This window comes from Streptomyces sp. NPDC023838 (assembly GCF_040639555.1).
Classification (GTDB): Bacteria; Actinomycetota; Actinomycetes; order Streptomycetales; family Streptomycetaceae; genus Streptomyces.
Window position 1 is genome coordinate 282,051 of record NZ_JBFAAD010000003.1, and the last position, 12,891, is coordinate 294,941.

A 12,891-nucleotide genomic window follows, 5' to 3' on the forward strand; every position below is an offset into this window, starting at 1 on the left:
CGGGTCTGCGACGGTCACCCGTTCGAGGGGAACCAAACCGCCCCGCTCGTCCGTATGACGTGACGAGCGGGGCGGCGCGATTGCCGCGCCCGCACCGAGCACCGCACCGAGCACCGCACCGAGCACCGCACCGAGCACCGCACCGAGCACCCCGCCAAGCACCCGCACCGAGTACAAGGAGCCCGATGGACCAGGCGAGCCTGCCGAGCTGCTACCGGCACCCGGGCGTGCAGACGGGTATCACCTGCACCCGCTGCGAGCGCCCGATCTGCCCGGAGTGCATGGTCAGCGCCTCGGTCGGCTTCCAGTGCCCGGAGTGCGTCCGTGGCGGCTCCGGCACCGGCCACGCGCCGACGGCCAACCAGCCGCGCACGATGGCGGGCGCCACGATCGCGCCCGGCGACCCGCATCTGCTCACCAAGATCCTCATCGGGCTCAACCTGGTCGGCTATCTGCTGCAGCAGGTGATCGGGGACAAGTTCGAGTACCGGTACGAAATGCTGGGGCGGGCCCTCCCGCCCGGGTTCGACTCGCTCCAGGGCGTCGCCGAAGGGCAGTGGTACCGCCTGGTGACGTCGACGTTCCTGCACGGCGGCCCCCTGCACATCGCCTTCAACATGCTCAGCCTCTGGCTGATCGGCGGACCGCTGGAGGCGGCGCTCGGCCGGGTGCGCTATGTGGCGCTCTACTTCGTCTCCGGGATCGCCGGAAGCGCGCTGACGTACTGGCTCGCCGCTCCGAACTCGCCCTCGCTCGGCGCCTCCGGGGCGATCTTCGGGCTGTTCGGCGCCACCGCCGTACTGATGCGCAAGCTGAACTACGACATGCGGCCGCTGATCGCGCTCCTGGTGATCAACCTGGTGATCACGTTCAACCCCTGGGGCGGGATCGCCTGGCAGGCCCACATCGGCGGCCTGGTCGGCGGCACGGTGGTGGCGTACGCGATGGTCCACGCGCCCCGGGAGCGCCGGGCGCTGATCCAGTGGGGGACGTGCGCGGCGGTCCTGCTGGCCGCCCTGGTCATCGTGACAGCCCGGACCGCCGCGCTCACCTGAACCGGCGGACTCCAGCTGGGCGGGCACACGGAGTCGGGCTTTCCCCCAAGGTTGTCCACAGTGTGTGTCGGATCTTGTGCATCCGGTGGGGAACAGCTGTGCCCCTTGTCGCTGACCTGGGTTTTCCCAGCAGGGACAAGGGGCGGGCCGTGGGCCGGTGTGGAAGAGTGCAGTCACACCGGCGTCAACACGGCGGAGGTTATCCACAGATCGTCTGACCTTTTCCCCAGTGTGGATAGCGTTGTGGATAACCTGTGGGCAAGGCTTGACGAGGAGGCTGTGGAGGAGCTACTTCCACTGCGTGGAGACACCGAAGCCACCGGCGATGAAGCCGAAGCCGACCACGATGTTCCAGTTCCCGAAGGACTTCAGCGGCAGATCGCCCTCGGTCACATAGAAGAGGACGATCCAGGCGAGCCCGATCAGGAAGAACGCCAGCATCACCGGGGCCACCCAGCCCCGGCTGCCCAGCTTGATGGCGGTGGCCTGCTTCGCCGCCGGCGGCGGCGTGAAGTCGGCCTTCTTGCGGATACGTGACTTCGGCACGAGGAACACTCCTGTCGATGCGCTGCGTGACCGCGCAGGGAACTGTGGCTGGGCGGCGGCGGAGGGGCAACCGGGGATGACTGCTGCCCCCAGGCGTCCGTTAGCGTAGTGCTTCCGTGGCGCCGAAGGAGATAAGGGTACGTTGAGCAATTCCGCCGACTCCCCCGAAGGGCTCCCCGACGAGCCCGCCGGCCCGGGCCGCCGCTTCCGCGCCCGCCCCGTCCGGCTGCTCTCCGCCGCCGTCTTCGCCCTGGCCGGACTCATCTTCGTGACCAGCTTCAACACCGCCAAGGGCACCAACATCCGCACCGACGCCTCGCTGCTGAAGCTCTCCGACCTGATCCAGCAGCGCAGCCGCAAGAACGCCGAGCTCGACCAGTCCACCGCCACCGTCCGCAACGACGTCGACGCCCTCGCCCAGCGCGACAACGGCTCCACCAAGGCGCAGGACCAGCAGCTCGCCGCGCTCAAGGACGCGGCCGGCACCGAGAAGGTCACCGGCAAGGCGCTCAGCGTCACCCTCAACGACGCCCCGCCCAACGCCGTGGCCGCCCCCGGCTACCCCGCCCCGCAACCCAATGACCTGGTCATCCACCAGCAGGACCTCCAGGCCGTGGTGAACGCGCTGTGGCAGGGCGGCGCCCAGGGCATCCAGGTCATGGACCAGCGGCTCATCTCCACCAGCGCCGTGCGCTGCGTCGGCAACACCCTGATCCTCCAGGGCCGCGTCTACTCGCCCCCGTACAAGATCACCGCGGTGGGCGAGCCCGGGAAGCTGCGCCAGGCGCTCACCGACTCCCCGGCGATCCAGAACTACCAGCTGTACGTGAAGGCGTACGGGCTCGGCTGGAAAGTCGACGAGCACAAGCCGATGACTCTGCCCGGCTACTCGGGCACAGTGGATCTCCACTACGCGAAGCCGGTGGGATAGCGCGGGAGGAGGCGGCCCGGTGCCTGGTGTCTCGGTGCCCGGTGTCTCGATGCCCGGTGTCTCGGTGCGGCTGGTCGTCCGGGCGTTCAGCGAGTTGTGCATCACGGTCGGCACCCTGATCGTCCTCTTCGTCGTGTACCTCCTGTACTGGACCGGGGTGAAGGCGGACAGCGCCGCCGACAGCCAGATGTCCCAGCTGCACCACCAGTGGGCCCGCGCCCCCGCCACGAGCGCGCCGCAGCGGACCGGGCCGCCCGCCCCCGCCCCGTACACCGAGGGCAAGTCCTTCGCCGTCATGTACATCCCCAGGCTGGGCAGGGACTGGCACAAGCCGGTGCTGGAGGGGACCGGGGTCAAGGACCTCCAGAAGGGCCTCGGGCACTACGCCACCACCACGCGCCTGGGGCAGCCGGGCAACTTCTCGGTGGCCGGGCACCGGCGCACCTACGGCGACCCGTTCAAGGACTTTCCCGAGCTGCGGCCCGGCGACGCGGTGGTGCTCACCGACGGGACGACCTGGTTCACCTACCGCGTCGACAACAAGCCCTACCGGACCGTGCCGAGCGACACGGGGGTCATCGATCCGGTGCCCGCCAAGTCGCCGTTCCGCTCCCCGGGCCGCTATCTGACCCTCACCACCTGCGATCCGGAGTGGGGCAGCAGCCACCGGCTGATCGCCTGGGGCCACCTCGACTCCACCGCTCCGGTGACCGCGGGCAAGCCCCAAGCTTTGACCAGCTGAGCCCCTGTTCACGGCGCCGCCCCTTAGTCTGGTGCGGTAACGATCGTCGGAAGGGACAGCGGACAGCATGTACGGCTGGATCTGGCGGCATCTGCCGGGCAACGCGTGGGTACGGGCGTTCACTTCGCTCGTACTGGTACTGGCGATTGTCTATGTGCTCTTCCAGTACATCTTCCCGTGGGCGGAGCCGCTGCTGCCGTTCAACGATGTCACCGTCGACCAGGGCATGGGAGCGACCCGATGAGCGCACGCGTTCTCGTCGTGGACAACTACGACAGCTTTGTCTTCAACCTGGTCCAGTACCTGTACCAGCTGGGCGCCGAGTGCGAGGTGGTACGCAATGACGAGGTGTCCCTGGAGCACGCGCAGGACGGCTTCGACGGCGTGCTGCTCTCGCCCGGCCCGGGCGCGCCCGAGCAGGCCGGTGTCTGCGTCGACATGGTGCGCCACTGCGCGGCGACCGGCGTGCCGGTCTTCGGCGTCTGCCTCGGCATGCAGTCGATGATGGTCGCGTACGGGGGTGTGGTCGACCGGGCGCCCGAGCTGCTGCACGGCAAGACCTCGCCGGTCCTGCACGAGGGCGCCGGGGTCTTCCAGGGGCTGCCCTCGCCGTTCACCGCGACCCGGTACCACTCGCTGGCCGCCGAGCCAGCCACGCTGCCGGCGGAGCTGGAGGTCACCGCCTGGACGGCCGACGGGATCGTGATGGGGCTCCGCCACCGGGAACTGCCCGTGGAGGGCGTCCAGTTCCACCCGGAGTCCGTCCTGACCGAACACGGCCATCTGATGCTCGCCAACTGGCTGGTGCGGTGCGGGGACACGGGAGCCGTCGAGCGGTCGGCAGGCCTGGCACCGGTGGTGGGCAAGGCCGCGGCGTGACGGCCGTCCGGCCCGAGCACGAGTACGACCCGCTGACGGACCCCCTCCCGGCGGGCGGTCACGGGTCGCCGTGGTTCAGGGCGGACAACATCCCGCAGGCGGACGTGCCCGAGCCCGCACCGTTCGACCACGAGCCCGCGGCGTTCGGCCACGAGCCGGCATCCCTCGGCCACGAGCCCGCGCCGCTCGGTCCCGAGCCTCAGGAGTGGTACGCGCAGGCCGGTCGGACCGCCGCTCAGGCCCCTGCTCAGGCCCCTGCTCCGGCCCCTGCTCCGGCCCCTGCTCCGGCCCCCGTGGCGGAGCCGCTGCCGGAGCCCGGTCCTGAGCCGTTGCCTCTGGCCGGGGAGCCCGGTGGCGTGCCCTTCGACGACTCCACCATGGCGCTCAAGCGCATGCCCGAGCCGCCCGCGCCCCCCACCGGCGGGCGTGCCGAGCGCCGCCGGGCCGCCAAGGCGCGGGGGCACCGTGCCCCGGCCGCGTCCGCGTCCGCGTCCGCGGAGACCGTGTCGGCCGGCCGTCCGCTGACGCGCGCCGAGGCGCGCCGCGCCGCCAAGGCGCGCAAGGACAGCGCGGCCGTGGTGGCCAGCAGGATCGTCGGCGAACTGTTCATCACGCTCGGCGTGGTGATGCTCCTGTTCGTCACCTACCAGCTGTGGTGGACCAACATCCGCGCCCATCAGCAGGCGGGCAGCGAGGCGAAGAAGATCACGCACGACTGGGACAGCGGCAAGAAGGCTCCGGGTGCCTTCGAGCCCGGCAAGGGCTTCGCCATCATGCACATCCCCAAGCTGGACGTGGTCGTCCCCGTCGCCGAGGGCACCAACAAGCACAAGGTCCTCGACAAGGGCATGGTCGGCCACTACGGCCAGGGCAGCCTCAAGACCGCGATGCCGGGCGACAAGACAGGCAACTTCGCGGTCGCCGGGCACCGCAACACGCACGGCGAGCCCTTCCGCTACATCAACCGGCTCAAGCCGGGCGATCTGGTGATCGTGGAGACCCAGCAGGCGTACTACACGTACGCGATCACCGGCATGCTCCCGTCGACCAGCCCCAAGAACGTCTCGGTGCTCAAGCCGATCCCGGTCGGCTCGGGCTTCACCCGGCCGGGCCGCTACTTGACGCTGACGACCTGCACCCCCGAATTCACGAGTACGTACCGAATGATCGTGTGGGGCAAGATGGTCGACGAACGACCGCGCAGCAAGGGCGTGCCCGACGCGCTCGCCGGCTGACGGAACGACAGGCAGGTGCGGTGGAGTTGAGGACCGAGCACGACGAGCAGCAGGCCGAGGCCCCCGTCCCGCCGCGACCGCGCCGCCGCGGCGCGGTCGCCGGGGTCGTCAGCGTCATCGGCGAGCTGCTGATCACGGCCGGGCTGGTGCTCGGCCTCTTCGTCGTCTACTCGCTGTGGTGGACCAACGTCATAGCGGACCGCGAGGCGGCCAAGCAGAGCAAGGACGTGCGCCGCGACTGGGCGAACAGCGGCCCCGGCGCCCTCGACACCAAGGGTGGCATCGGCTTCCTGCACGTACCCGCCATGAAGAACGGCGAGGTGCTGGTCAAGAAGGGCACCGACACCGAGGTCCTCAACGGCGGCGTCGCGGGCTACTACACCGACCCGCTGAAGGCGGTCCTGCCCGCGAGCGGTGCCAAGGGCAACTTCACGCTCGCCGCGCACCGCGACGGCCACGGTGCGAAGTTCCACAACATCGACAAGATAAGGACCGGCGATCCGATCGTCTTCGAGACGAAGGACACCTGGTACGTCTACAAGACGTTCGCGGAGCTGACGGAGACGTCTAAGTACAACGTCGACGTCCTCCAGCCGGTGCCGAAGGAGTCGGGTGCCAAGAAGCCGGGTCACTACATCACGCTGACGACGTGCACGCCCGTCTACACCTCCGACTACCGCTACATCGTGTGGGGCGAACTGGTCCGCACCCAGAAGGTCGACGAGAAGCGCACCAAGCCCGTCGAGCTGCGCTAGGGCCTGTCGTCAAATTCCCGTCTGTCCTGCGACGCCTGACGACAGGCCCTAGGGGCCCCGAGCCCCGCGTGGACGACGGACACCGCGTACGTACGGAAAAGCCCCGGCCCCCCGTGAAGGGGACCGGGGCTTTGCGCTGTGCTGCCGGTCAGCCGCCGGACGGGCCGCCGAACGGGAAGGTGCCGCCGTTCTGGCCCTGGTTTCCGCCGCCGCCGATCGTCGTCAGGACGATCGCCGTGGTGGCCGGGTCGGACGGGGTGTTGGCCGGCGGGGTCTGCGAGGTGACCCGGGCCTTCTCATCGACGGAGCTGCCCGGCGCGAACTGGATGTTGCTGAATCCGGCCGCGTTGAGCTTCTCCGTGGCCTGCTTGACGGTCATCCCGAACACGCTGGGCACGGGGACCTGCGTGGGCGTCTGCGGGCCCTTGGAGACCTTCAGGACGATCTGGACGTCCTTGGTCTGGTCGCTGTTGCCCTTGGGCGACTGGTCGACGACCTGGCCCGCGGGCTTGTCCGAGTCGACGTCCTGGCGGGAGATGTTCGTGAACCCGAGGCCGTTGAGCTGCGCCACGGCCGCGTTGTAGTCCTTGTCCTTGACGTCCGGCAGCTTGGTCGTCTTCTTCTTGGCGATCGAGAGCGTGACCTCGGAGCCCTTCTCGACCTGGTCGCCGCCCTTGGGGTCCTGGCTGACGACCGTGCCTTCCTCCTGCTCGGACTCGACCGCGGTCGTCTTCACGCTGAAGCCCTTCTCCTGCAGGAGCTGGGTCGCGTTGTCCTTCTTCTTCTCCGTGACGTCCGGGACCTCGACCTTGGGTGCGCCGGTCGAGACGACGACCGTGACGGCTTCGCCCTTCTTCAGCTTGCCGCTGGTCGGGGTCTGGCTGCAGACGCTGCCCTTGGGCTGGTCGGCGCAGGGCTCGCTCTTGGACACGGTCAGTTTGAGGCCGACGTTCGCCGTCAGGCTCTCGGCGGACTTCTGGGTCTCGCCGACCAACTGCGGCACCGGCACGAGGCCGCTGTCGCCGCCCCCGCCGAAGACCGACTTGCCGATCAGGATGGCGCCGACGAGCACCAGCACACCGGCGAGCACCAGCAGGATCGTCGACGTGTGCGACTTCTTCTGGCGGCGGCGGTCGGGGCGGTCGTCGTAGCCGTAGCCGCCGTCGTCCGGGTTGACCGGGGGCAGCATGGACGTCTGGCCCGCCGCGTCCGTGGGACGCAGCGCGGTCGTCGGCTGGTCCTGGGGGCCCGAGGTGTACGCGTCGTAGCCGCCGTAGCCGGCCGCGCCCATGGCGGCGGTCGCGGCGACCGGCTGGCCGTCGAGGCAGGCCTCGATGTCGGCGCGCATCTCGTCGGCCGACTGGTAGCGGTAGTCCGGGTCCTTGACCAGCGCCTTCAGGACGATCGCGTCCATCTCGGGCGTGATCTCGGGGTCGAAGTTGCTCGGCGGCTGCGGCTCTTCCCGTACGTGCTGGTAGGCGACCGCGACCGGCGAGTCACCGACGAACGGCGGCCGCACCGTCAGCAGCTCGTAGAGGAGGCACCCCGTCGAATACAGGTCGGAGCGGGCGTCGACCTGCTCGCCCTTGGCCTGCTCCGGGGAGAGGTACTGGGCGGTGCCGATGACGGCCGCGGTCTGCGTCATCGTCATGCCGGAGTCGCCCATGGCCCGCGCGATGCCGAAGTCCATGACCTTGACCTGGCCGGTGCGCGTCAGCATGACGTTCGCCGGCTTGATGTCGCGGTGGACGATGCCGGCCCGGTGGGAGTACTCCAGGGCCTGCAGGATGCCGACCGTCATCTCCAGCGTGCGCTCGGGCAGCAGCTTGCGCCCGGAGTGAAGCAGCTCACGCAGAGTGGACCCGTCGACGTACTCCATCACGATGTACGGGATGGAGACCTGGTCGACGTAGTCCTCGCCGGTGTCGTAGACCGCGACGATCGCCGGGTGGTTGAGCGAGGCGGCGGACTGGGCCTCACGGCGGAACCGGGCCTGGAAGGACGGGTCGCGGGCGAGGTCGGCCCGCAGCGTCTTCACGGCGACGGTGCGGCCGAGCCGGGTGTCGTGCGCGAGGTAGACCTCGGCCATGCCACCACGGCCGAGCACCTGGCCCAGCTCGTACCGGCCGCCGAGGCGACGCGGCTCTTCCATAACGTTCCAGCCCTCTCCGTTAGTCCCGACCGCACCCGTGTGTGTGGTCCGGCGGTGTGCTGTTCGCGCATACGCTACCGGGCACCGGTAGCTGATCCGTCCGTGACCGCCAGCTGATACCGGACCGGTACAGGGCGCGAGAGACGTTTCACGTGAAACGAGGACTGTTTCACGTGAAACGTCCCTTGATCACTTCTTGAGCACCGCCTTCATCACGGCCTTGGCGATGGGGGCGGCCAGACCGCCGCCGGAGATGTCGTCGCGGTTGGCCTCGCCGTCCTCGACCACGACCGCGACCGCGACCGGGGAGCCCTGGTCGGTCTTGGCGTACGAGATGAACCAGGCGTACGGCTTCTCCGCGTTGTTGAGGCCGTGCTGGGCGGTGCCGGTCTTGCCGCCGACGGTGACGCCGTCGATGGCGCCCTTCTTGCCCGTGCCGTCCGTGACGACGTTCTCCATCAGCGCCTGGACCTTCTGGGCGTTGGCCGCCGACAGCGGCTGGCTCATCTTCTCCGGCTGGGTCTTGGAGAGGATGTCGAGGTTGGGTGCCTGGAGCTGGTCGACCATGTACGGCTTCATCAGCTTGCCGTCGTTGGCGACGGCGGCGGCCACCATGGCCATCTGGAGCGGGGTGGCGCGGTTGGAGGCCTGGCCGATGCCGGCCATCGCGTTCTGCGGCCGGTTGTCCTTGGGATAGACGCTCGCGTCCGCGCGGACCGGGGTGAAGATCTCGTCGTTGAAGCCGAACTTGTTGGCTTCGTCGATCATCTTCTTGTTGCCGAGGTCATCGCTGATCTTGCCGAAGACGGTGTTGCAGGACCACTGGAGCGCCACCTTGAGGTTGGCGTTCTCGCAGGGGATGTTCCCCTCGTTCTTCAGCGGCATCGTCGACTGCGGCAGCTGGTACGGCACCGGCGAGCGGGTCGGCTCGTCGATGCTGGAGTACAGCCCGTTCTCCAGCGCCGCCGAGGCGGTGACCACCTTGAACGTGGAGCCGGGCGGGTAGGTCTCGCGCAGCGCCCGGTTCAGCATGGGCTTGTCTTTGTCCTTGAGCAGCTTCTCGCGGGCGGCGGAGTCCGCCTTGGAGTTGCCCGCGAAGACCGACGGGTCGTACGACGGCGTCGAGGCCAGCGCCAGGATCGCGCCGGTGCGCGGGTCGATCGCGGCGACCGCGCCCTTCTTGTCGCCGAGCCCCTCGAAGGCGGCCTTCTGGGCGGCGCTGTTGAGGGTGGTGACGACGTTGCCGCCCTGCTTCTTCTCCCCGGTGAACATCGCGAGCGTCCGGTCGAAGAAGAGCCGGTCGTCGTTGCCCGAGAGGATCTTGTCCTCGATGTTCTCCAGCTGCGAGGAGTCGAAGGCCTGCGAGTTGAAACCGGTCACCGGCGACCAGAGGCTGCCGTTGTTCCAGGCCCGCTTGAACTTGAAGTCGCTGCCCGAGGTCTCCTTGGACGCGGTCATCGGCTGGCCGTCGGCCGTGATGATGTTGCCGCGCTCGTGGGCGAACCGCTCGATCTGGACGCGCCGGTTGTACTTGTGCGCGTTCAGCTCGTCGGCGCGCACGTACTGGAGCCAGTTGTCGCGGATCATCAGGGCCATGATCAGCAGCCCGCAGAAGATCGCGATCCGTCGCAGGGGCTTGTTCACGGTCGGACCACCTGGGTCATCTCGGCGTCGGGGGACGGGGCAGGGGCGGGCGCCGGGCGGCGCGCGGTGTCGCTGATCCGGATGAGGATGCCGATCAGCGCCCAGTTGGCGATGACCGAGGATCCGCCCTGCGCGAGGAACGGCATGGTCATACCGGTCAGCGGGATGAGCCCCATGACACCGCCGGCGACCACGAAGACCTGCAGCGCGAACGCGCCGGACAGGCCGATGGCCAGCAGCTTGCCGAACGGGTCACGGGCGGCGAGCGCGGTGCGCACGCCCCGCTCCACGATCAAGCCGTAGATCAGCAGGATCGCCATCATCCCGGCCAGGCCCAGCTCCTCGCCGACGGTGGAGAGGATGAAGTCGGCGTTGGCGGCGAAGCCGATCAGGTCGGAGTTGCCCTGGCCCAGGCCCGTACCGAGCGTGCCGCCGGAGCCGAACGACATGATCGCCTGGCCGATCTGCTCACAGGCGCCGGTCGTCTTGTAGCAGCCGAAGGGGTCGAGCCAGGCGTCCACACGCAGCTTCACGTGCGGCTCGAACGACGCCACCGCGACGGCGCCGGCCGCCGACATCACCAGACCGAAGACGATCCAGCTGGTCCGCTCGGTGGCCACGTACAGCATGATCACGAACAGGCCGAAGAAGAGCAGCGAGGTACCGAGGTCGGTCTCGAAGACCAGGATGAGGATCGAGACGCCCCACACCACGAGGATCGGGCCGAGGTCGCGGCCGCGCGGCAGGTACAGGCCCATGAAGCGGCGGCTGGCCAGCGCCAGCGCGTCCCGCTTGACCATCAGATAGCCGGAGAAGAACACCGCGATGATGATCTTCGCGAACTCGCCGGGCTGGATCGTGCCCAGACCGGGGATGGAGATCCAGATCTTGGCGCCGTTCACCGCCGGGAAGAACATCGGCAGGACCAGCAGGAACAGCGCGCACGCCATCGAGATGTACGTGTAGCGCTGAAGGATCCGGTGGTCCTTCAGGAGCATGAGCACGCCGATGAACAGCGCCACGCCGATCGCCGTGTACAGCATCTGCTTGGGCGCGTCCGGGTGGAAAGCGCCGAAGGAGGTCTTGGCCCGCTGGATCAGACGCGGCGACTGGTCCAGGCGCCAGATCATCACCAGGCCCAGCCCGTTCAGCAGCGTCGCCAGCGGCAGCAGCAGCGGGTCCGCGTACGGGGCGAACTTGCGCACCACGAGGTGCCCGACGGCCGCGAGCAGCCCGAGGCCGAGGCCGTAACCGAGCATGCCGGATGGCAGCTTGCCGGTCATGGCCAGGCCCACGTTGGCGTACGCGAACACCGGGATGGCGACGGCGAAGACGAGCAGCGCGAGCTCGGTGTTGCGGCGGCTCGGTGCGTCGATCGCGCCGATGGTGGTCGTGTTGGTGACAACGCTCATGGTGTGGAAAGGCCCCCTACGGCTGCCTACTGCTTACCGCACTGCGGGACCAGCTTCTGCTCTTCCTCCGAGAGGCTGGGGCCGGGCGTGGGAGTGGCGGTGGTCTTGGTGGAACCGGTCTTGCCGGGCGACGGGGAGGCCGTCGTACCGGTCTTCGGCGGGTTCTGGCTCTCGGCGGCGCGCCGCTGTTCGTCCTTCTTGCACGCCGACGCCTGCGTGGACAGTTCGGTGATCTTGGCCTGGGCCTTGCTGAGACTGCTCTCGGCGATCGTCGCCTCGACCTGCTTGCGCTGGTACGGCGGCAGGTACTTGAGTTCGATCTCGGGGTGGTCGGTCTCCACCTTCGACAGCTTCACCCAGGCGAGGTCCTGGCTGATGCCCTGGTAGAGCGCGACGTGCTCGTCCTTGGTGCCGACGTAGTACTGGGTCTGCGTCCAGCGGTAACCGCCGTACAGCCCGCCGCCGACCACGGCCAGGGCGAGCACGATGTAGAGGGATCTCTTCAGCCACCTGCCGCGCCGCGGCTTGACGAAGTCCTCGTCCGAGTAGGTGCCGAAGGTGCCCTCGGGCGGGGCGCCGTAGCCGCTGTCCTCACCGCTGCCGGGCGGGCCGAAGCCCCCCTGCGGCGGGGTGGGACGGCCAAGGCCCGAGGCACGGCCCGCCGGGGTCTGCATCGCCCCGTCGTCGTTGAGCTGGAGCTGGTTCTCGGCGACCGCGCCCACGATCACCGGGATGTCGCTGAGCTGCCCGGCCAGCGTGTCGCCGGAGTCGACGTCCAGGACGTCCGCCACGATCACCGTGATGTTGTCCGGGCCGCCGCCGCGCAGCGCGAGCTGGATCAGCTCCTGCACCGTCTCCTGCGGGCCGTGGTAGCTGGCGAGGGTGTCCTCCATCGTCTGGTGGGACACCACCCCCGACAGGCCGTCGGAGCAGATCAGATAGCGGTCGCCGCCCCGCACCTCGCGGATCGACAGGTCCGGCTCGACGTGGTCGCCGCTGCCCAGCGCGCGCATCAGCAGCGAGCGCTGCGGATGCGTCGTCGCCTCCTCCTCGGTGATGCGGCCCTCGTCCACGAGCCGCTGCACCCAGGTGTGGTCCTGCGTGATCTGGGTGAGCACGCCGTCGCGCAGCAGATACGCGCGCGAGTCGCCCACGTGCACCAGGCCGAGACGCTGGCCCGTCCACAGCAGAGCGGTGAGCGTGGTGCCCATCCCCTCCAGCTGGGGGTCCTCCTCGACCATCATGCGCAGCTGGTCGTTGGCGCGCTGCACCGCCGTACCGAGCGAGGTGAGGATGTCGGAGCCGGGCACGTCGTCGTCGAGCGTGACCAGGGTGGAGATCACCTCGGATGAGGCGACCTCACCGGCGGCCTGGCCGCCCATGCCGTCGGCGATGGCGAGGAGACGCGGACCCGCGTAACCGGAGTCCTCGTTGCCCTCGCGGATCATGCCCTTGTGGGATCCGGCGGCGAAGCGCAGGGAGAGACTCATGCCCACCTCGCCCGTCGGCTCGGGGTACAGCCGGTCATGTCGAGCCACAC

General features: G+C 69.2%; 12 protein-coding genes. 7 read left to right on the forward strand and 5 right to left on the reverse strand.

Features of this window, described 5'->3' with window-relative positions:
- The first annotated feature begins 185 nt into the window (after positions 1-185).
- Positions 186-1,055: a rhomboid family intramembrane serine protease gene (locus tag AB0G17_RS05580; RefSeq protein WP_361375906.1), complete on the forward strand. Its 870-nt coding sequence runs from the start codon at positions 186-188 to the stop codon at positions 1,053-1,055.
- Positions 1,056-1,343: 288 nt separating this feature from the next.
- Here the strand turns inward: AB0G17_RS05580 and crgA are convergent, their stop codons facing one another.
- The gene (crgA, locus tag AB0G17_RS05585; RefSeq protein ID WP_101389137.1) at positions 1,344-1,601 is read right to left on the reverse strand and encodes a cell division protein CrgA; all 258 of its coding nucleotides are present in this window, start codon (positions 1,599-1,601) and stop codon (positions 1,344-1,346) included.
- A gap of 142 nt (positions 1,602-1,743) precedes the next feature.
- Between crgA and AB0G17_RS05590 the strand changes: the two genes are divergently transcribed.
- The 6 genes from AB0G17_RS05590 to AB0G17_RS05615 all read left to right on the forward strand — a co-directional run bounded on the left by AB0G17_RS05590 (position 1,744) and on the right by AB0G17_RS05615 (position 6,143).
- A complete protein-coding gene (locus AB0G17_RS05590) occupies positions 1,744-2,532 on the forward strand; it encodes a DUF881 domain-containing protein (protein ID WP_361375910.1) in 789 nt (262 codons plus the stop codon).
- Between the two features lie 49 nt (positions 2,533-2,581).
- A complete protein-coding gene (locus AB0G17_RS05595) occupies positions 2,582-3,274 on the forward strand; it encodes a class E sortase (RefSeq protein WP_361376291.1) in 693 nt (230 codons plus the stop codon).
- A 67-nt stretch (positions 3,275-3,341) separates the two neighbouring features.
- Positions 3,342-3,518, forward strand: a complete 177-nt coding sequence (locus AB0G17_RS05600; RefSeq protein ID WP_361375913.1) for a hypothetical protein — start codon at positions 3,342-3,344, stop codon at positions 3,516-3,518.
- A complete protein-coding gene (locus AB0G17_RS05605) occupies positions 3,515-4,153 on the forward strand; it encodes an aminodeoxychorismate/anthranilate synthase component II (RefSeq protein WP_361375916.1) in 639 nt (212 codons plus the stop codon). Before AB0G17_RS05600 ends, AB0G17_RS05605 begins: the two co-directional genes overlap by 4 nt.
- Positions 4,150-5,388 (forward strand): class E sortase, encoded by a 1,239-nt coding sequence (locus AB0G17_RS05610; RefSeq protein WP_361375919.1) that lies wholly within the window; start codon positions 4,150-4,152, stop codon positions 5,386-5,388. Before AB0G17_RS05605 ends, AB0G17_RS05610 begins: the two co-directional genes overlap by 4 nt.
- A 20-nt stretch (positions 5,389-5,408) precedes the next feature.
- A complete protein-coding gene (locus AB0G17_RS05615) occupies positions 5,409-6,143 on the forward strand; it encodes a class E sortase (protein ID WP_361375922.1) in 735 nt (244 codons plus the stop codon).
- A 148-nt stretch (positions 6,144-6,291) separates the two neighbouring features.
- Here AB0G17_RS05615 and pknB read toward each other — a convergent pair whose 3' ends face one another.
- From pknB to AB0G17_RS05635, 4 genes are all read right to left on the reverse strand, one after another.
- Positions 6,292-8,295, reverse strand: coding sequence for a Stk1 family PASTA domain-containing Ser/Thr kinase (gene pknB, locus AB0G17_RS05620; RefSeq protein ID WP_361375925.1), 2,004 nt, complete (start codon positions 8,293-8,295; stop codon positions 6,292-6,294).
- Between the two features lie 189 nt (positions 8,296-8,484).
- Entirely contained in the window at positions 8,485-9,939 is a 1,455-nt protein-coding gene (locus tag AB0G17_RS05625) for a penicillin-binding transpeptidase domain-containing protein (protein WP_361375928.1), read from the reverse strand.
- The gene (locus AB0G17_RS05630) at positions 9,936-11,351 is read right to left on the reverse strand and encodes an FtsW/RodA/SpoVE family cell cycle protein (protein ID WP_361375931.1); all 1,416 of its coding nucleotides are present in this window, start codon (positions 11,349-11,351) and stop codon (positions 9,936-9,938) included. Before AB0G17_RS05630 ends, AB0G17_RS05625 begins: the two co-directional genes overlap by 4 nt.
- A 26-nt stretch (positions 11,352-11,377) precedes the next feature.
- The gene (locus tag AB0G17_RS05635) at positions 11,378-12,841 is read right to left on the reverse strand and encodes a Stp1/IreP family PP2C-type Ser/Thr phosphatase (protein WP_361376294.1); all 1,464 of its coding nucleotides are present in this window, start codon (positions 12,839-12,841) and stop codon (positions 11,378-11,380) included.
- Between the last annotated feature and the right edge of the window lie 50 nt (positions 12,842-12,891).